The organism is Leeuwenhoekiella sp. H156, from assembly GCF_052218455.1.
Classification (GTDB): domain Bacteria; phylum Bacteroidota; class Bacteroidia; order Flavobacteriales; family Flavobacteriaceae; genus Leeuwenhoekiella; species Leeuwenhoekiella parthenopeia.
The window spans coordinates 3,183,036-3,202,496 of the sequence record NZ_CP197499.1 but is presented as its reverse complement, the minus strand read 5'-3'; the positions used below and the strand labels follow the sequence as shown (position 1 = coordinate 3,202,496).

15 protein-coding genes and 1 pseudogene are annotated in these 19,461 nt (G+C 36.7%); 5 read left to right on the top strand and 11 right to left on the bottom strand.

What is annotated here, in order from left to right; all coding sequences use genetic code 11:
- Positions 1–2: 2 nt before the first annotated feature.
- Both ACSSS3_RS13710 and ACSSS3_RS13705 read right to left on the bottom strand, forming a co-directional pair.
- Entirely contained in the window at positions 3–3,563 is a 3,561-nt protein-coding gene (locus ACSSS3_RS13710; RefSeq protein ID WP_442845100.1) for a SusC/RagA family TonB-linked outer membrane protein, read from the bottom strand.
- Positions 3,564–3,667: 104 nt separating this feature from the next.
- On the bottom strand, positions 3,668–4,783 hold the full coding sequence (locus ACSSS3_RS13705) for a FecR family protein (RefSeq protein ID WP_442845099.1): 1,116 nt from the start codon (positions 4,781–4,783) through the stop codon (positions 3,668–3,670).
- Positions 4,784–4,884: 101 nt separating this feature from the next.
- On the opposite strand from ACSSS3_RS13705, the gene ACSSS3_RS13700 reads away from it, so the two are divergent.
- Complete coding sequence (locus tag ACSSS3_RS13700) at positions 4,885–5,463, top strand: RNA polymerase sigma factor (RefSeq protein WP_442845098.1); 579 nt, start codon at positions 4,885–4,887, stop codon at positions 5,461–5,463.
- Between the two features lie 240 nt (positions 5,464–5,703).
- On the opposite strand, the gene ACSSS3_RS13695 is transcribed toward ACSSS3_RS13700, so the two are convergent.
- From ACSSS3_RS13695 to ACSSS3_RS13660, 8 genes and pseudogenes are all read right to left on the bottom strand, one after another.
- Positions 5,704–6,975: a site-specific integrase gene (locus ACSSS3_RS13695; RefSeq protein WP_442845097.1), complete on the bottom strand. Its 1,272-nt coding sequence runs from the start codon at positions 6,973–6,975 to the stop codon at positions 5,704–5,706.
- A gap of 443 nt (positions 6,976–7,418) precedes the next feature.
- Positions 7,419–8,522, bottom strand: a complete 1,104-nt coding sequence (locus ACSSS3_RS13690; protein WP_442845096.1) for a Fic family protein — start codon at positions 8,520–8,522, stop codon at positions 7,419–7,421.
- A gap of 423 nt (positions 8,523–8,945) precedes the next feature.
- Positions 8,946–9,857, bottom strand: coding sequence for a TPR end-of-group domain-containing protein (locus ACSSS3_RS13685; protein WP_442845095.1), 912 nt, complete (start codon positions 9,855–9,857; stop codon positions 8,946–8,948).
- Between the two features lie 64 nt (positions 9,858–9,921).
- On the bottom strand, positions 9,922–10,326 hold the full coding sequence (locus tag ACSSS3_RS13680; RefSeq protein ID WP_442847428.1) for a helix-turn-helix domain-containing protein: 405 nt from the start codon (positions 10,324–10,326) through the stop codon (positions 9,922–9,924).
- A gap of 81 nt (positions 10,327–10,407) precedes the next feature.
- A pseudogene (locus tag ACSSS3_RS13675) lies at positions 10,408–10,713 on the bottom strand (hypothetical protein); the annotation flags it as partial.
- A 231-nt stretch (positions 10,714–10,944) separates the two neighbouring features.
- The gene (locus ACSSS3_RS13670) at positions 10,945–11,943 is read right to left on the bottom strand and encodes a hypothetical protein (RefSeq protein WP_442845094.1); all 999 of its coding nucleotides are present in this window, start codon (positions 11,941–11,943) and stop codon (positions 10,945–10,947) included.
- Positions 11,944–12,008: 65 nt separating this feature from the next.
- A complete protein-coding gene (locus tag ACSSS3_RS13665) occupies positions 12,009–13,259 on the bottom strand; it encodes a hypothetical protein (RefSeq protein ID WP_442845093.1) in 1,251 nt (416 codons plus the stop codon).
- Positions 13,260–13,327: 68 nt separating this feature from the next.
- Positions 13,328–13,729 carry a helix-turn-helix domain-containing protein gene (locus ACSSS3_RS13660; protein WP_442845092.1) on the bottom strand — a complete coding sequence of 134 codons (402 nt, stop codon included), beginning with the start codon at positions 13,727–13,729 and terminating at the stop codon, positions 13,328–13,330.
- Between the two features lie 234 nt (positions 13,730–13,963).
- Between ACSSS3_RS13660 and ACSSS3_RS13655 the strand changes: the two genes are divergently transcribed.
- From ACSSS3_RS13655 to ACSSS3_RS13640, 4 genes are all read left to right on the top strand, one after another.
- Positions 13,964–14,779 carry a hypothetical protein gene (locus ACSSS3_RS13655; protein ID WP_442845091.1) on the top strand — a complete coding sequence of 272 codons (816 nt, stop codon included), beginning with the start codon at positions 13,964–13,966 and terminating at the stop codon, positions 14,777–14,779.
- Positions 14,780–14,864: 85 nt separating this feature from the next.
- Entirely contained in the window at positions 14,865–15,236 is a 372-nt protein-coding gene (locus tag ACSSS3_RS13650; protein ID WP_442845090.1) for a hypothetical protein, read from the top strand.
- Positions 15,214–15,549, top strand: a complete 336-nt coding sequence (locus tag ACSSS3_RS13645) for a hypothetical protein (protein WP_442845089.1) — start codon at positions 15,214–15,216, stop codon at positions 15,547–15,549. The genes ACSSS3_RS13650 and ACSSS3_RS13645 overlap by 23 nt, the downstream gene beginning before the upstream one ends.
- A 25-nt stretch (positions 15,550–15,574) precedes the next feature.
- Positions 15,575–15,904 (top strand): hypothetical protein, encoded by a 330-nt coding sequence (locus ACSSS3_RS13640; protein WP_442845088.1) that lies wholly within the window; start codon positions 15,575–15,577, stop codon positions 15,902–15,904.
- Between the two features lie 778 nt (positions 15,905–16,682).
- Here ACSSS3_RS13640 and ACSSS3_RS13635 read toward each other — a convergent pair.
- Positions 16,683–19,460: a DEAD/DEAH box helicase gene (locus ACSSS3_RS13635; protein ID WP_442845087.1), complete on the bottom strand. Its 2,778-nt coding sequence runs from the start codon at positions 19,458–19,460 to the stop codon at positions 16,683–16,685.
- Between the last annotated feature and the right edge of the window lies 1 nt (position 19,461).

Here is a 19,461-nt window from a genome sequence, read left to right as displayed (position 1 = left end):
AATTAAAAGTTAAGGTTAACACCTACTGAATACATTGCCGTAGGAGGTATACGTATGAGGTTACCACTGGTGTAAGGAAGGAAATCTGGATCTATATCATCATCATTTGCTCTCCAGATCAAGCCCAAGTTACGGGCAGTAAGCGATAAAGAAGCGTTGCGCAGGAAAGTATTGGCTACCAGATCAGAAAAATCATAACTCAGTGAGATTTCACGCAGACGTATATGATCGCCATCTATCACACGGTCATTACTGTATAAATAGCGGTTAAGGCTATAGCCTCCCAGACCTTGTACTCCAGGTACATTGGTTGTTGCCTCATCACCCGCTTCGCGCCAGCGATGTGCAATATCTGTGTGCAAGTTATAGCCGTTAAAGGTACCATATCTAGACACATAGCTTCCAAAACCGGGTTTGAACAACACATAATCAAGCTTATAGGTTGCCAATGCATAAAGGGACAGCTTATTATATGTGAATGTTGTTGCAAAGCTTCCATAGTATTTAGGAGTACTCGTACCCATATATTGCATATCCTCAATTTCAGTTAAAGGGGTGAAGGCATTAACGACTTCTTCATTGCGGTCATATACAAGAGTAGCACCATTCTCATCCAGACCGGCTGATCTGAAGGCGAAAATGCTGTTAAGCGGGTAGCCTACTATTGGTGGAGTACTCCCGGTACCATTGAGGTACGTAGAATAATTTTCGTAACGTGAATCTGTGACTTCATTTTTATTGTACGATAAAATGAAGTTTGAATTGATGCTGAAATTGGTAGTTCGTATCCATTCGCCATTGAGATTAATATCAACTCCTTCGCCCCGCAATGTTGCCGTGTTACGGGTAAGCGTATTGTTAGGCAGGCCGTAAAATTCTGATACCGGAAAATCCTGAATGAGGTCGTCACTATTCTTAACGTAATATTCAACACTACCCCCCAGTCTGTTATCAAACAGGTTAAAATCAAGTCCAAAATTTAGCACGCCCGTCTTTTCCCAGCGCAAAGCTGGGTTTGCAGGAGCAGTGACGAAAGCATAAGGTTGCTGCGATAAATCATAATCAACATCAGCAATGGAGATATTGGTAAATGGGTATGTGGTAAGACTAATGTTTCCGTTAAAACCATAAGTAGCTCTAAAACTCAGGTTATTAATCGTTTCAACATCCTTTAAAAAATCTTCACGACTCATGTTCCATTTTAAACCAGTGGACCACAATGGCGTACGTCTGTAGCTTTTATCTACACCAAAATTATTGTAATCATCTAAACGTACACTTCCCGATATTACATACTTAGCATCAAAGGTGTAGGCTGCATTTGCATAATAAGATAAAAAGCGACGTTTTTGATCTGTTGCTGTCTGATTATAACTAATATTAGAATTATATCCATACACACTTGTATAAGTTGTAGAGGGTAAATCAATCGAACGCTGGGTACTTTCATTATATCCAAAAAGGGTACCGCCATTTACTTCTGTACGTATTTCGCGCAGTTCAATACCTGCAATAGCGTCTATGGCGTGACGATCAAATGAATTATTATAATTAAGCTGACCACGCATGGTTTGGCTACCTGCGATATATTGATTCTTCTGAAAAATAGAGCCTAAAGGGATACCACGAGTAAGCTGCCCGGTATTTGGGTCCAGATATGTGGCCTGATTGATTTTATCTCGTGTATAATATGTATTCTCATTGTAAATGTTATTATTATTTTTAACAGACCGTTCGATAAAGTAACTGCCCTGAGCTGATAATCCATTTAGAAGAGGCAAGGTTATGCTGATGTTAGCAGAATAATTCTGTTCCTTGATATTCTTATCAGAGTTGGCTAATTCATCCAGATAATTGTAACTCCAAGGCAAATAACCCGCCTCCTCAAAATTTTGTATATCTGCACCGTAAAAAGTTCGGTAATAATCTACTGAGTTACCCTCTTCATCAACAATTTGATTATAGGGTAAAAAAGTGTTAAGCGATGCCGAAAGTGGGCTCGTCCCCAGACCATTCTGATCAAAGTCAAAAAATGAGCCTTTAAGACTGGTTGAAACCTGCGCGAAATCAAACAATTCAAAATTTTGATTAGCAGTTAAGGTTAAACGCTTACCATCTACACCCTTGCTCTGTGTTTCTTCTTTAGCATAAGAAGCCGAAGTGAAATAGGTGTATTTATCTGCACCTCCGCTTAATGAGAGGTTATAGGTAGTAGACGAAGCTGCCTGTAGCAGGTAATCTTCAATCTGATTGTAATTGTTACGACCGCGCAATACAGCCAGCTGGGACTCAAGCTCTGCATCACTAAGCGTCCCTCGCTGGTTTTGCAACATTAGTTCAACTCCGGTACTCACGGGCACCGAACTAAACAAACTGCCTGTCGTAGATGGATCATAAATAATACCTTTATCTACCAGCTCCTGCTCCAGGTCAAGAACCTGGGCCGAGTTCATAAGCGGGAGACTTGCTAAAGAAGGCTTGCTTGAAAAGGTATAGTTTTGGCTAAAGTTGATACGGGTAGCCCCTCTTTTCCCTTTTTTAGTATCAATAACAATAACACCGTTTGCAGCACGGGCTCCATAAATAGAGGCTGAAGCAGCATCTTTTAAAAAGGTGATTTTCTCAATGTCATTTGAATTCAGGTTTTTGATATCTAATTCTGAAGGCACACCGTCAATTACTAACAGCGGATTGTCATTAGCCTGATAAGTAGACTGCCCACGAATTCTAAAGTTGTAGCTGGTATTCCCTTCGGTTTCCCCCAAAAGATTGCTGTATACAAAAGTATTATCAGACTCCAGGATGTCTACTTGCAAGCCTGCAACCCGGCCTTCTAGCTGGTGCATTACGTTATTTACAGGAACTTTCTCCAATTCTTCTGCCTTAATAACCGAAAAGGAACCGGTAGAACGCTCTTTCCGAATGTTTTGGTAACCGGTAGATAATACAGTTACCTCATCCAGACTGTTTACATCTTCCTGCATCACTACATTTATCATTTTCTCCTCTCCTACCAGCTTTTCTTGTTGTTTAAATCCTAGAAAACTAAATACCAGAGTATCACCTGAAGCCGCAGCTATACGGTAATTACCATCATCATCGGTCACAGCTCCTGTTCGCGAACCTTTACGCCATACGGTTACTCCCATTAGCGAGTAACCAACAGGATCACTTACATTACCATAAATCTCTTTTTGATCTAAAAGTCCAGTATTTTCTGCTGGCTGTTCTTTACTCGCTGGTGAAGGTTTAGCCTTAAGAATAATCTGCTTTTTTTTAATGATATAGTCTACCGGTAGATCACTGAAAATCTTTTGAAGAACATCTTCAATAGCTGCGCTGTTAGTTTGTACCGTAACTTTCCAATTGTCCTGAAGTAAATCTTCACGATAGAAAAATTTGTAGTCGCTTTGCTTTTTGATTTGTTCAATAACTGTAGTGACTTTTACGCCTTCCAGGTCAATACTGAATTTCTGGGCACTCCCTTTAAGTGCAAACATCTGCAAGGCACAAAACAAGGTTAAAATGACCGAAGCCTTCATCTTTAAATGCTTTATTTTCATAATTTTGAAAACTGTTAATTGTTGTAGGAAATAATTAATTGTGAATTAGAGAGGATGTTGACGCATCCTCTTTTTAATGAGTTAGAATTTTAATTCATTGGCGATTAGTTAATTGTTATTATGTTGTTTTCGTATGAATATTCAAAAAAGTCTATCGTTGCGAACGCATCTAGTACATCTTTAACGCTCTCTGTATTCAGATCAAAATCCCCATTAAAGCGGGTTTCTCTGAGCGCCGGATTCTTATTTATGATTTTCACTCCATAACTGCGCTCTATTTTCTCGACGATGGTTTCAAAAGGTTCATCAATAAACAGCAGTCTGTTTTCAATCCAAGCAATATTATTTGCGACCTGCACTTTGCTTACTGCTATTTGATCAGAAGAATATTTCCAGACACCTGCTTCTCCGGGAACCAAAGTTGCTTGCAAAGCACCATCAACCAGCTTTACCGAGCCCTCAGCAAGGGTGGTCGTAATCTCGTGTACTCTGTCATAAGCATTTACGTTAAAACGCGTTCCTAAAACTTCAACCCGTAGCTTTTCGGCATGAACCCGAAAAGGATGATGCGCATCTTTGGCAACTTCAAAAAAGCCTTCTCCGGTGAGGTAAACGTCTCTGGTTCCAGTCTCCGAAAAATGAGCCGGAAAACGCAATGTACTCTCTGAATTGAGATAAACCCTACTACCATCTGCAAGCAACAGATTCAGACGCTTTCCAGGAGGCACTCTAAGTGTATTGTAAGTTGTTGCCTTTGAGCTCGAAGGAGTGAAATCAAGTACTCCTTTCTTTTGAACTCCCAACGCATTACCTGCCGCGTCTGTTAGTGTAATCTGACCATCCTCATCAAGTGTGATGGTCTCTCCGTTTTCATAGGTTAGGGTTATCTGTCCGGGATTATAAACCTCTTCTCCCCCATTTATGAAGTAGAAATAACTTAAGGCACTACTAAGCAACCCTAAAATCAGTACAGCAGCATATCTGTACCAAGTTGGAAATGAAACTCTTCTTTTGGATACAGATTTAAAAAGAATATCAGTATTTGGCCGCTTTTCATTCCTTCGGCTTTGAAGAGTTAAAAGATAATCCTGTTCTACCGCATTTTTAAAATAATAGGCATTGCGTTTACTGCTTTTAACCCAACCCTCAAGCTCCTGAAGCTCCTCATCACTTATGCAATGATTCTGAAATTTTTGTATTAAATCGTCAACGTTTTCCATGCTTTACAATCATAAATCACCCTAGTGACGAAAAAAAACCGCATAACCCTTAAAAAAAAATTGATTTTTTTTTAACCTTTACTTCATAATGCATAATCCCTATGAATAACGAGGCATTGAATGAATTACTTAAAAAAGGTGATGAGCATTCCTTTGCCCTGATTTTTGAAACTTTATATCAGCCATTGGTAGCCTACTTAATGCAGTATGTAGGTAAAGCAGCTGATGCAGAAGATATTGCTCAAAATACGTTTATTAAACTCTGGGAAAAAAAAGACCAACTTGATTTAGACACTTCGGTTAAAAGTTACATCTATAGTGCTGCCTATAATTTGTTTATAGACACTTACCGAAAGAAGAAAAAACAGGAAACATATCTTGATCAGCTTAAAAATGAAACGCTGATTAGTCTTTCAGAGGAACCCGAAGATTCGCTTGAACATAAACTTCTGCTCATCTCTAAAGCGGTGGATTCACTACCCCCACGATGCAGGGAAATTTTTATAATGCATAAAAAACAGGGTTACTCTCATAAAGAAATCGCGAAACAGCTCCATATCTCAACCAAAACTATAGAAGCTCAATTGCGCATTGCATACACCCGCCTGCGAGAAGAACTCAAAAACAAGCCTGATTTGTATTTGACACTCATTTTTGGAAAAAGGCTTAATAGCATTTAGAGTTAAAAACAATTAATTCAAATGAAGCTCTTTCCAGAAAAGGAACATAAATGCCAAACCTCAATGTCATGAGCAACTATCGAAACAACCATTTAAATTGATAATCCAGTTCTTAAAAAGAACTGGATGAACCCTTTCTTATACCGAGCAACTTCTATTTATAGGTTCTATTAATAAACACTTAATAATTAATCAGGGATAGTTAATGCTAGATAAATTATAGACACATACCTCGTGCTTTTAGATATTTATTTCCAAACGATATGAAGATGATTGTGATTTTCTATTCTTCCTTAGTTTACACTGTAGCTCATACATATCATTGCTGATTTTCTGCTCTACTACTCGGGCATACTTTTGAGTTGTGGAAAGTTTGGTATGCCCCAACATTTTGGATACCGTTTCAATTGGCACATCATTTAGCAGAGTAACTGTTGTTGCGAAAGTATGACGGGCTACATGGAAAGTGAGGTTTTTTTCAATCTTACAAAGCTTAGCAATCCTTTTAAGATATTGATTTACCTTTTGATCGCTATACACCTGAAGGAGATTGTTGCCATTGAGTACTTCAAGCGTTTGATCATAGTAATTAAGAATACTTTTCGCTTCGTCTAGTAAGGGTAATTTTACTGGGGTTTTTGATTTTTGTCTTCGCAGCATTATCCATTTTTGCCCATCTATGCCCGTAATCACATCTTTCTTTTTGAGATTCTTTACATCAACATAGCTCAGGCCAGTATAGCAGGCAAAAACAAATAAATCCCTTACCAAACGCATTGAATTGTTTGAAATAGCTTTTGTACGAAGGATTTGAAGCTCCCGCTCTTCTAAAAACGGACAGTCAAAATCGTCATATTTTAGTTGGTAAAGTTCAAAAGGATTAAACTTTATCCATCGATGTTTCAACGCTAAAGTGGTAAACTTCTTTAAGCGCTCCATATGTTTCATTATACCATTATTATTTAACGGCTGAGATTTCCTAAGGGTCTTACAACCTCTCAGGTAATCTTCAAACTTGACAATAAAAGAATAATCTATTTGATTCAAATAAATATCGTTAGCTCTGTATTCCTTATTTACAAATCTTAAAATGTACTTTTCTGTCGCAGTATAGTTCTTGGCAGTTCCTGGTGCTAATTTTTTCAAATCATTAGCTCGATGATATTGAATTAAATCATTTAATTTAAGTACCGGTCTATCTTTTCCCGTATAACGTAATTTAATAGCCTTAGCAGTGATAGGAAGTCCCTCCGCCTTCAGTTCACGATAAGCTACTTTTAGATTAGAAGCTATTTCATCTAATTCATCGTTAATTAATTTTGCATTAGTTCTGCGCTTAAATACTCTCTTTGATTTCTCGCACCAATCCTGTTCTAGTGCGGAGTGTTTAGTGCTTAGATCTACTCTAGTGCTATCCAAGGAAATTCGAGCATAAACAGGAAATGTTTGATCTTTCCTAATAGCGCTTTTTTTGATCCAAAAATGGACATTAAATGTGTGTGAAGTAATCATAACCTTCGTTTAAAATTGGAAAATCCGTTAAACGAAAGCCAAACCGTCCAAAAGTCAGTACCGGTTATGTGCCTTAAATATAGAAATTAGTTTCCTAAAAAAATAGGACACCAAATAGGACACCAAACTATATGCCTACAAATGGGCACAAAAAAAACCAGTAAAAATGTATTTTACTGGTTTTCATTTAATTAGATATTAAACATATACTGTTAAATATCTATTTAGTCGGGGTGGCAGGTAATTTGAAAACCTCCTTACCCCCTATATTTCCTGTATCTAACAGCTAAATTATTGGGTCTATTCACCGAATAATTCACTATACTTTAAAGAACATTCAAAATGATCTGATTTGATCGTATTTGATATTATAAAAGTATAAAAAATAATCTAAAGCCCTTAATAAGAGTAGGGTCGAAGTCAAAAGCTCCTTTAAAAAGGATTCAATCTTCAAAGTTGATTTCATAACGTGTACTACGACCCTCCCCTATAGGTATGAATACTTTTTTTGCTGCTAAATCCTGAAGGTCACGTGTTGCTGTGGCTTTTGATGTTTTGGTGAGTGCTATATACTTTTTTGCAGTCATTCCCCCTTCAAACCCTTCCGGTTCTTCATCAAGCATACGATTAACGACCTTTAACTGACGTTCATTAAGGGAATTTCTATTACGATCAAAAAAACGAGCTTTTCTCAAAGTAAAAGCAACAAGCTCTTCCGCTTGAGATTGAGCTTCTAAAACAGTATTGACAAAATAGATAATCCAATCGGTAATTTCATTGGACTGCTGGGCTTTTTTTAAAGCCTTATAATAGGCTTGTTTATCGTGCTCTATTGCTTTTGAAAGACTCAGCAGAATTGGCCGGTTTAAGTCTTGAGATAGCGCCTTTTCAGAAAGCGCTCTTCCTATCCTTCCATTACCATCTTCAAAAGGATGAATGCTCTCAAAATACAGATGTGCAATCGCTGAACGGATAAGTGGCTTTTTAATAGGGTTGGCTCCTTCTGGATGAGATTCATTGAACCATTTTATAAAAGCTTGCATTTCATTCGGAAGCAAATGGGAAGGCGGAGCTTCAAAATGGATCTTCTCCCTGCCCCAGCTCCCGGATACGATCTGCATCGGTTCGGAGTGCTTACGCCATTGCCCGGTATTAATGCGTTTAGCACTCGCTAATAGCGTTCTGTGCCATTCGAATAATGCCAGGTCTGTTAAAGGTTCTGCAAAATTTTGCCTAACCCGCACCATTAAATCCCCTACACCTCGTGCCATTGGGTCTTTGACCGTTTTGGGTGTACCATACCCCATATTGTTTCGTATAGAAGACATCACATCTTCCCTGCTCAGGTATTCTCCCTCAATTTCTGATGTTTTAACAGCCTCAGCAACCATTAGCGATAAGATAGCTTCCATTTGCATCGTATCTGAAAGTCCTTCCAATATACCATTAACGCGACCAGCCCTTTGGCTGAATTCAAAGAGCTTCTTTTCTATTTCAGTTGTTGTATACTTAAAATTAGGCCAGTCTTCGTGTTGCCAATTATACATGATGAGCCGATTAAACTATTTAATTAGCTCAAATATAGTGAAAATATGAGCCGATTAGCACTTCTAATCGGCTCATACTGCTATTTAAGCCTAGAATTTGAGTTTAATTTATTATTATTTGGGAAAAGTAAATTTGTTGAGGACAGCCTTGTATAGCTATAACAGGATTTATTTACTAATCTGTATAGCTAATTTAGGACGGGTCAAAATCACACCTCAGGCAGGGCAACTCCCAGGCAAAGGCATAGCAAAGCCTAGGATAGAGTATGAAGAGTGTATGAAAACGGGTTTTGAAAAGCAGAAAATTAAGATTTCATTAACAATAAATAGCACATTTTTTTAATCGCCCATTGAAGGCAGATAACTCAACAAGTCCCCCATCTCCAAAATTTCCTAAGCCAGAGATTATAGTCCTTTAACTAGCTATTCCTGAATATACAAGAACCCATTAGCTTGCGCATACGCTTCTATGGATTCTAAGCCTACTGCTTTTCGTCTTTGGTTTACGTTTTCAGGGTTGAGTATGGGCCAAATGACATTTTGCTTTTTAGTAGTATCCCACAGGGATTGGGTACCGTAAATTTGTTTTTGGTCTTCCCGCATCAGAATGCGATCCAGTAAAAAAGCCAGATACCGGGCTTTAGACTTGCCTTTCGCTACCGATATTTCCAAAAGCGGCAGGTACTTTTTTTGAATATCCAGAGGTGCGTGCTGAATTACCAACCATAAAGTCTGGTTGGCCAACTCCCCTACCTCTTGAATACCCGGCCATCCTTGTTTTTCAATCAGAATGATGACTTGATCTAGAACGATACTATCGTTACGGGGCATTAATTCATTCCGAAACCAGTTGTACGCTTTAGACTCGCGACCAAAACGCGTTTCCGCATCGGGTAATAGCAAACGAATGGTTTGATCCTGCATCCGCAAGTCTTCAAGTTGTTTTTTAAGCTCCAGATTCAACGAACTCAAATAGTCTGTTTTCAATGCCGGAATAGCATTTTTAAAAACAGACCAGTTTCCAGATTCTTTTAAGGCCGTCAAATCTGGATATTGCTGCAGCCAGTCTATATCTTCCCAGCCGTGACTTATCGCTTGTTCTAAATAGTCAAATGCTGTTTTCGTTTGGCCTGCCAAAGCGGCCGTACAGGCCGCATTGTAATAATCGGAAGCAAAACCCGGATGTATTTGAAAAGCCTTCTCCCATAGGATAGCGCTCTCCTTATAAGCTTTGGCCTGGTATAAGGCTGTTGCATCGATTACATAGGCATCATAGGTTTGACTGCACAGATTAAACGAACTGAAGAAAATCAAAATCAGGAATAGTGCTCTCATAGCAATTACTTTAGTTCACAAAAGTAATTTTCAGGAAGCTCTTAAAATTGTATAAGTGGGACAGCTACTCCAGATTCCAGAAAATAGCATTATCTAAATCAGATACTTGTCTGGTGAATTTTATAGGAGTGGAGTGCGTAATCTGTTTTACGTTTTTAATAAAATCAGACTGGTCGTAAAAATGGGCTACTGCTGCCTGGGTTAAACTAATGGAATTAGCCTCGAGATACCGCTCCAGTGATTTTCTAAACTTCAGGGTTTTTAAAAATGTACGCGGACTGCAATTTAATTCCTGTTTAAATACGCGGTACAGGGCCTTACGGTTGGGATAGTAAATCTTTAAAATCGCTTTTGTAGCAATTGACTGTTCAACTTGTAAGACTTCTTCTAAACATTGACGAAAGTGCTCATTAGTTTCCGATTTTAATTGGTTTTTTAAAAATGCATCTAACAACTGTGTTTTCTCCACGAAGGTAGGGGCATTCCAGATTTCATCCCGAAGCGTATCCAAAGCGGGATTCCATTCATTAAACGCGGAGATCTCCGAGTGATTAAATAAGCTAACAGGTTTTTCGACAAAGCGGCTTATGCCGTAGGGTTTAAAAATAATGCCTGTTTTTTGAAACGGACCGTTAAGCTCCACCTGATGCGGCCGCTTTCGAAGGGTAGAATACAATACAGAACCTTTGGCTTTATCCGGATGTACCACAGTCCTATCTCCTTCTGTTTTTGCAAGAGAATTTTTATAAATGGTAACCGCATGTTTGATGTGGGGATAATAGGTAAAGCGCACCTGCCCGTTTACATCCTCACTACAGTGAAAGTAATACGAATCAATATACCCTTGAAGCGCCTTAGCCGGTTTAACGGAGGTAAAAAAGGTTGGGTTTTGTACATTTTAGAGGGATTGCCCTATATATCTTTAATGTGTCAGAACGGAATTAATTTAACCTAAAGCTGTGCTCTATATGACTAGATACCAATTTAATAACTTGAATCTATATCGTCTAAGGCTTTTTTACTCGGTAAAACCATATTAGTCAAAAACCATCGAAATTAATTGATCCGAATCTTCTTGTTGTTTGACTTAAATTATCATAAAATCTTTAAATATTTCTGGATTAAGGTTACTATTATTAGCCAAAAACTGCATAATATCTTGAGTGTACTTTCTTGTTAAATCTGGGAATTTTTCAACATGCTTAGTCTCAATTTTTACCTTATTCGAGTAAAAGCATTCACTTAAAATTAATTGTAGCAACGCTGGTATTTGCGCAGAGGCGTATGTGTGTTGAGAGAATCTAAAACTCATATTAAGAAACTCCCCCTGCCAATTTGGCTCAAATTCAGCATCTGATTTAGTAGCCTGACTAACTAAATCATGTATTTTTCTTTTTTCATTTAAGGATTCAGCACCACCATAAAGCATATTTGTAATAGACTTACTTATATCCGAAAAATTTAACATCATGGCATCGCTGATTATTTTTAAAACTGCTATTGAAAATAATTCAGCAACTCTATAGAAGATAATTTTTTCATTTACTGTAATTGCCTTTTTATCAAAAAGTTCTGATTGCTTAGGAAAATTTAAAATATGTAGAAGATTATGAATATTTTTCCAGTCTTCTCGATTCCAATAATCTAGAGAAATATACTCGACGAGCTTTTCATCCGCTTTTTTGAAATCCTTTAAAGCATTAATGTACTTAAGATATTTTGCGTTTTCAACCCTTAATTGCCTATCAATATCAAAATCCTGTCCAAGAAGTATTTGACGTATTTCCGATTCGGTAATACATCTAATTTTATTTTTTAAAGCTACTTCTCGCGCATTTTGATGTATGCGACTTTTTATTAAATAGCCTCTATCTAAATTATAATAATCAACAATTCCGACAAATTTAAAAAGTTCTTCCAAGGCGCCTGTATCTCCACTCTTACACTCAGATCCTATAGTAAAAAAAGACAAGTCACTATTAAAGCGATATCCAAAAACATCAATATCCGATATATCGTGAGTCTGAAATGTTTTGATATAACTTTTAGTTCTTAATGCGACTTCAAAATGAGTAGAAAATCCCATACTTTCGAATAAGATTTTACACAGAAGTTTTAAGTCCAGATCTTTATTTAGTATTGTTTTACTCATTATTCTATACCTCTCAGTAAATCATTAATTCTATTAATCGTTGAATGCGACTTTTCATATTGATTTTCTCTTAAGAAATGAGTTCGAGTCTGAGTAGGATGAAGAATATTGCCCGGTATCAATATTTTTTTTGCTATTTCCTCCGAATCCTCAAATTTGGAAGTATCTCCTATTTCAAGCATTTCTAATGCCATGTATACAACTAGTTTATTTTCATCATTATCGATAAAATGAACTTCATATTTAGAACCTGAAGGTATAATTTTGACTAAACCTAAGTTCCTTGCTGGCTCATATTGCATTAAGCTTTCGGAATGCCCTTTGATAAATCCCCTATTAACAAGAGCATTTATTAATCTATCAGGAGCAAAAATTTTAGTAATACCAGCAAAATTCTCACCGTACCTTACACAAGAAATTAAAACCCTTGCTTTATGCAATAAATTTTTTTCCAATTTCCCAACTCCTTTTCTTGGAGTAAATAAAAACTTTTTGAGTCCAGAAGTCGAGTTTACTGATAATGTAGGTACGCAACCAAGCTCAATTGCATCGTGTAATACCTTATCTTCATTGAAACGACCATCAGGTAAACCTTGATAAGATTTAATTCTATCAATTGATTTCATAAAATCCTCTGAATTGTGATTCTTTAGCAGTTCAAAAATCTTATCAGGATTGTCGTCCCAATAAACTGGGCTGTAAATGATACTTTCAGAATCTGCTGGAGATGTATAAGTATCCAATAAGGAAGCACCTTTACAAACGTCTTTTATTTGATCATAAGAATTAATATCTAAATCAAGCCCACTTATAACTTCTTTTTCCTTGTGTGGAAAAGCACTAAGCTTTTCTAAAATCGCAAGTGTTTTCTGAGCTAAATCACTGGTGTTTTCCGATATGAAATAATCACCTACTCCGCTATATGTTTTTTGCAAATCTGGTACAACTACATCTATCCTTTTTATTTCACTTTTACCAGTGTGATACTGGAGTCGTACAAAGCCGAGAGCCTCTAAATGCGTTAATGCCTCCTTTGCTAGCGGCTTTGAAATTTTTAGCTCACCTGAAGCAGCATAAAATGGCTTTAAATCCTTGATCGTTTCATGATCTTTTATAGTTGTTGCTATTTGTATTGCTGATCCTAAGCCTTTTAATAAATCAAACTCAGTTTCAATTATAGCCCCCGTACTTTGAACTAGTCCATGATGGACATCGTGTATTTTTACACCTAATGATGTTTTTTTATCCATGAATTTCTATTCTTTTTAAATACTGCTTAAAGCTAATTTTATAAAAATTATCCTGAGTTAAAAATTACTCACATTGGCTTTTTTAATCTTTCCAAATAGCTCACTTTATCCTTTTCTGCCTGAACCAAACGCTCGTATAATTTCTTGTTATCCTCGTAAGCTTCAATCAATTTATCTAATGGATTGAAAGTACAATTATAGTTTAGGGATGCAGATTGATCGTGAAATGTATTACCAATAATATTAAATACAGCTTCTTCAGAAAAATTCTCTATTCCCTCTTTAGTAACTCCCAAAACCTGCGCCACCCGTTCCAGTTTTTCATCATCCACCGTTTCACTTTTTTCAAGAGTAGACACACTTTGTTGGCTAATGCCTAGTTCTTCGGCAAGGGTTTCCTGCTTCATTCCGCGCAGTTCTCTAATGCGGGCAATTTTACGGCCTATATGATTGGGTTTGGTGGTAGTCATCTGCTTTATTTTTTGTTAGTACACTTAAGTTCTGCCTTTTGGTGCTGGTAAAATACAAGTTTATACAGGTATTTCACAAGCCGCGTTAGTAGGGTACGCGTCATCTCCGCTATACTTTTAAAGGATAACAGAAACCTGAAACACTCAGAGTTAATCAAAAGTAAGGCTTTTCTTTTAAAAGTTTTAGTAAATGAAATTCAGCCGGAGTTTAGTTAATCCTTTAATCGCCAGCCCATGAAAACACCAGCCAGCACCAGCCCTGAAATCCATAAAGTAATAGCGGTCATCCGCAGCTTATGCAAAGTGCATACGGTTTATCTGATCAGGCAACTCCAGGTTACAACAACTCACGAGTCTGCCACTAGATTATCCAAAATCAGAAAACCGCGTTCCCATTACGTGTTTACAATGCTAATCATAAGTAAAGATCAGGTTTCTGATCCCAAAATATTTATGAATGAGGTATTCAATAAGACTCAGGAACAGATTACCCTCTATTCCATTCATTACACCCTCAAGGAAGCCAACAATAAAATCAACTACGGCTGCAATTTCTTAAACCGGGTACTCAGGGAAGGTACTTTGCTATATACCGAAGACAACCGGATTGAACTACCCGGCTCTTACCTATGCCATCCCGATGTGTTTCGCGAAATCAAAATGCATTGGGATAAAAGGCTGGAACACGCACTGTACTTTGAGGAAAAATCTACAATCTGCGAAGAAAACCCGAGCAATCAGGGAAGATACCTGCTGTTACAACAGGCCATTCAACAAGCCTGTCTGGGATTGATCTATGTTTTCTGGGAATATCAGCCCTCCTATTATTCCCTTCCCTATCTCCTGCACCTCTGTGAGCAGTTTTCAGAAGTTCCAAAGATCATCTACCCTAAAAAATCCTTTCGATCTCAATTGATGTATTCCCGTCTTTGTCACGCCCACTTTAACCTAAACGAAAAGATACCCGAAGATCCTTCTGAATCAGACTCCCTTAAAGCGGAACACCTGACTTATAAATTTATTCAGGCCGCTCGTAGAGAGGCCAATTAAAAGCTTGAGGAACTGAAAAAACTGCACCACCTAAAAACAAGTGATGATGAAAACCAATAAAATCAATAAACTAAAACTTAAATGTTTGAGCAAAATAGCCAATTCCCATTACGGTTTAAAGAAGGAGCAAAATGCCCGGTATACGTTCAGGACTGCGACGATTCCTTTTGACGATCATACCGATTACCTCTCGAAAGCAACTGCATTACTTGAAGTCTGCGTTCTTGCTCTGGATGGTCAGGGAAGTTTTCATTCTAAAACACTCAGTCATCAGGACCTTGACACCTGTGTAAAAACGGTATTAGAAATGGCTATAGAAATGATGCCAAACGATGATATGTTTAAATACCAACAAATCCTGGCTATTCTCGAAGAAGATACGGAAGGGAGTCACTTTCCTGAAAAACTCAAGAAACTACTTAAATCGAATGCTGATGAAAAAGAAGAAAATGCTTAAACGCCTTAAACAGGTAGGTGAAGACCACCTGAGAAAGCTGAGACCTCACCCCCACTTTAGAGATCATCAACAAATTTGCTTCCCGGTTCAGAATCATCTGCATCTGATGTTCTTGATAGAAGACCTCATTAAAGTGAGCGTAATGGCTCTAAATGGTATCGAACGCGGAGGTGATCGGCCTATAAAAGAACCCGAACGCAGTATTTCAGAAATTCTGAAGCACGCCCTCGACCTTCTTCCTCTAGAAGAAGCGGAGTTTATTGATAAAATCAACAAAATCTTAAATCAGCAGACTACAAAAGACTATTTCTGAAGCTGCAACATTAAAATCAAGAACTATGGAAACCAAGAAACTTTTAGATCAGCTCCTGGAGCTTAAAAGGAGACATATTGAATTGATTAATGATACCCGGAACATAAACTACACCTGTGGCCTGGCTTCTAATTACTCGGAACTCATGCATCGGATTGCCGACCTACTTAAAACTTCTAAAAAGGCTTTGGAAGGTATGCACGCCGTTCCTGAAACCAATCCAACGGAAATCGAATACAATGTAGCTGATGTTATAGGGATTGCTATTAAACTGCTTCCATTTTCCGAAATGCAGTTTATAGATGAAACAATGGAGTTGTTAAGTGAAGAATCATCAACGCATACCGATCACTAAACCATTTACTTATTTCATCTTGAGCAAATCCTTTTTTGCTCAACTGAAATAGCATTGTAGATCAAAACGCATACGGAATTTTGGTGTTTCATTTACTTCCTCCAGAGCCGTCGCAATACCTTTTTTGATAGTTGTCACCTTCGGGATTTTAAATTAGAAGAGGGCTATAAATAGGAAGGTAGAGCCGACCGTTTTATGCGCCCGACTAATTTAGAATCCTGTACTTTTGCTATCCTAAAAGGTATGCTGTGGGAAGTGTATTAAAAAGAAAATAAATCACGAAAGTAAAAGATTGTCCATTCCAGGTTAGGATGCTCAGCGAACTCAGGTCAAAAATGGCTAACAAGATTTAATACTATAAAATTGACATTTTTGGCCTGTGTTCAAGACCTTTTGGACGAACCTCTTTCCCCGAAACCTCGTGCAGGGGAATGTGGTGAGGACTACCTGAATTATCCTTCTTTACCCCTATCTAAATAGGATTTGTCGCAAAAATCAGCCTGTTTATAGGGATTAAAAGCACATTTGTCGCAAACTGTTCAAAACCCATCAAAAAACAGATGCTTAAAACACTGAAATAAAATGAGTTATATCTCTATAACATCGCGCAGCGTGTTACCCTCTTGCTACTCATTTTATATTCGCTACGCTACTAAAAATGGTACTTTCAATTTGGGTAATAGATTATCTATATTTCTTAGAGCTTTGTTTGTTAACTTAAATGTATGAATTTATGTGACTTGGCAACTCCCATATTTTATACGTATCAGTCTTGTCATTATTTACTATCCTCTTTTAATAGTTTTAACCTTTTTAGATACCTGTTATAAATAGGTTTTAAACCATTTATCGTATTCTTTGTGCTCAACCAATAAGTTATTGTATGAGCTGCTCTATACTCAGGCGTTGTAAGTTGTTTGTATCTTTTTGAAACACTTATAGCAACTGATCGAGAGATTCCTCCAGAAATTAAATTTCTAACATCTTTGTCCCGAGTCCCTAATTCTAAAGCTGTAGGAAGCCCCATGGTAATTTTATATTCTTCCTTTTCTTCTTCTGTTAGAATCGAATCCAAAACGTCTACTAAAAGCTTAGTGTATTTTACGAGTAAGTATGTAACTACAGAAGAATTTACTTTAATAATTTTATTAATTAACTTATTAACCTGATACTTATCATTAGGATCTAATCGTTCTTCAGGCAATACTCGACTATCAGTTGAATAAAATTTAATATCATTATCAATAAGTTGCTTATAACTGAGACCTTGCAGCCAAGTAGTAGCGTGAATTGCTAAAACAGTGGGGTTCATATTGATTATACTGTATCGCTCAAATGCCTCTTGGCTTAAATTAAAAATGTTTTCCAAACCCTGAAATATTGTAAGTAACTGCCAAAAGAAAGGTCGGTCACTATTTGGTTTGCCTTCTACATCCTCTCGTCGTCTTCTTTTCTCTAAAATTGGATTTGGAGTGATGACCCAATTTGAAATATCACCATTTTTCACTTTTAAATAAAGATCATTTTGAAGAATAGGATCTATGGATTGATTTTCAATAATTATCTTTCTAGGGACTTCAAGACTATTCAAAGTTTGCTTAAGCATTTGAACATGATCTTGAATTAATAATTCAGGAACTCCTTTCCCGTAAAGATAATAAGCAATGTTTTGTGGATTTTTTATATATCGGTTTCTAATAAATAGAGTAAGCTGCTTTTGCTGATAAGTGGCATTTTTATCTATTTTATCATCCTCATTTAGAACCTCTATATCATTAATATTTAAACCTAAATATGCAAAATTATATTGAGGAATATTCCTAGTCGAATAGGTTGTTATTTCTTTTTCATAGTCCGCGTCAAAGTATTCAGAAGGAAGTTTGCCTTTATGATCTGGTTTTTCAATAAAATAAATAGTCCCAAAAAGAGATTCACTTAATCTTCCTGCTCTACCTATTAAGTTTCCAAATTCAAAATCTGTTAGATCATCTAGATTCTTTCGAGGGGCAATAATAAATAGATTATTGGCTGGTAAGTTTACCCCCTCAATCAAAGTAGAAGTGCAAAATAGATTATTAATTTCCCTATCTTGAAACAGCTCTTCTACTTCCTTTCGAATAATATCAGGCAATTTTCCGTGATGAAAGGCAACTCCTTTTTCCAAACACTCAATTAAAAAGTAATCTTCGTGAAACTCATCTTTAAGAAATTCTATTAGTTCTTGAACACGCTCAGAAATTTCCATTTCCTCTATTGACTCTTGATATTCTTGTGCCCATTTCTCAGCATAATCCCCTCTATTACTGTAAATGAGATTAGAATTCTCTGATGCAATAAGATTTATTAATCTTTGAAGTATGTTGCCGTTAGTGCCATTTTTGAATAAGGATTCTGCATTAAAATTAGTTTGGGCCTCTATGAAAAAAGGTTTATTAATACCATCTCTCACTTCTACTTCTATATTTTGAGAGTCATTATACCTTATAATTTTTTTGAATTGAATTACCGGTGATAATCGAGTAACAATTGATTTTGCCACTCTTTGAAATAGCTCATTATAGGTTTTTTCTGGATTTAATATATGTGGCCCGGCAGTTATTAATTGAGCTTTAGGGAATTGAATAGATAAATCTTCGAAAACATTTTCAAAAGTTGCTCCTCGACCTTGCTCGTCCTCTACACCTTGAATTTCATCAATAAAAATAAAATCAAGTTTTATTTTAGATTCTAAATCCGCAGATAACAATTTTATACACCTTTCAGGTGTAAGAATGTAGAGAAGCTTGGGCTCTCGATAAACTTCTTTTAAAAAGTCTTCTTCTTTTTCAGATATTTCATCATTGTCTTCGATATAAGCAGTACGTATGAGAGTGTTGGAGTATGTAAGCTCAACTCTAAACTCTTCACTCACTTGATTTATTAAAGCCCTACTGGGAACAACGAATAGTGCCTTATAATTACTTCTTATAAAAAAAACTTCAGCTAGATATTGTTTAATTATAAATGACTTTCCCGAAGAAGTTGGTGCTGAGACTGCTAAGTTCGAAGTTTCATTTAAACCGTTCCATAATTTCCTTTGGAAAGAAGTAAGTAGAACAGCACCTGCGTCTGTATTAATGGTATTATGTTGTCTTTGCAAGCTTAACTCAAGAGATAAAAGACCATCATAACCTAGAAATGGGAATGGACTTTTTGAAGGGGAGCCTTTCGAAATTAACTCCTTAAAGAAACGAGTAGCAGTTAAATTACCTAATCTTGAAAATAGTACATAACATACTCCAATAATATAAGTATTCTCTTTCTTTTCAGTATTGGTGAGATATAGCAGTGATGCAAATCGCTGTGCTCTAATCCTATGATCTTCGATATCACTACTTGCTAAAATTGAACACAACCATACCGCTTTTCGCAACAGTTTAAATTCTATTTCTTTTTCTTTATTTCTAGTATAAGAAAAATGATTGCTATGAAGAAAATTGAAATTTATAATAGAAAAAACTTCAAGAAGGGAAGTGTGATTAAAGGCTTGGTCTTGTAATTTTTTTTCTCCTTCCATC

What these genes read in the sequence shown, in the direction of transcription:
- ACSSS3_RS13710 (WP_442845100.1), bottom strand. Translation starts at nt 3,563, where the DNA reads ATGAAAATAAAGCATTTAAAGATGAAGGCTTCGGTCATTTTAACCTTG.
- ACSSS3_RS13705 (WP_442845099.1), bottom strand. Translation starts at nt 4,783, where the DNA reads ATGGAAAACGTTGACGATTTAATACAAAAATTTCAGAATCATTGCATA.
- ACSSS3_RS13700 (WP_442845098.1), top strand. Translation starts at nt 4,885, where the DNA reads ATGAATAACGAGGCATTGAATGAATTACTTAAAAAAGGTGATGAGCAT.
- ACSSS3_RS13695 (WP_442845097.1), bottom strand. Translation starts at nt 6,975, where the DNA reads ATGATTACTTCACACACATTTAATGTCCATTTTTGGATCAAAAAAAGC.
- ACSSS3_RS13690 (WP_442845096.1), bottom strand. Translation starts at nt 8,522, where the DNA reads ATGTATAATTGGCAACACGAAGACTGGCCTAATTTTAAGTATACAACA.
- ACSSS3_RS13685 (WP_442845095.1), bottom strand. Translation starts at nt 9,857, where the DNA reads ATGAGAGCACTATTCCTGATTTTGATTTTCTTCAGTTCGTTTAATCTG.
- ACSSS3_RS13670 (WP_442845094.1), bottom strand. Translation starts at nt 11,943, where the DNA reads ATGGGATTTTCTACTCATTTTGAAGTCGCATTAAGAACTAAAAGTTAT.
- ACSSS3_RS13665 (WP_442845093.1), bottom strand. Translation starts at nt 13,259, where the DNA reads ATGGATAAAAAAACATCATTAGGTGTAAAAATACACGATGTCCATCAT.
- ACSSS3_RS13660 (WP_442845092.1), bottom strand. Translation starts at nt 13,729, where the DNA reads ATGACTACCACCAAACCCAATCATATAGGCCGTAAAATTGCCCGCATT.
- ACSSS3_RS13655 (WP_442845091.1), top strand. Translation starts at nt 13,964, where the DNA reads ATGAAAACACCAGCCAGCACCAGCCCTGAAATCCATAAAGTAATAGCG.
- ACSSS3_RS13645 (WP_442845089.1), top strand. Translation starts at nt 15,214, where the DNA reads ATGAAAAAGAAGAAAATGCTTAAACGCCTTAAACAGGTAGGTGAAGAC.
- ACSSS3_RS13640 (WP_442845088.1), top strand. Translation starts at nt 15,575, where the DNA reads ATGGAAACCAAGAAACTTTTAGATCAGCTCCTGGAGCTTAAAAGGAGA.
- ACSSS3_RS13635 (WP_442845087.1), bottom strand. Translation starts at nt 19,460, where the DNA reads ATGGAAGGAGAAAAAAAATTACAAGACCAAGCCTTTAATCACACTTCC.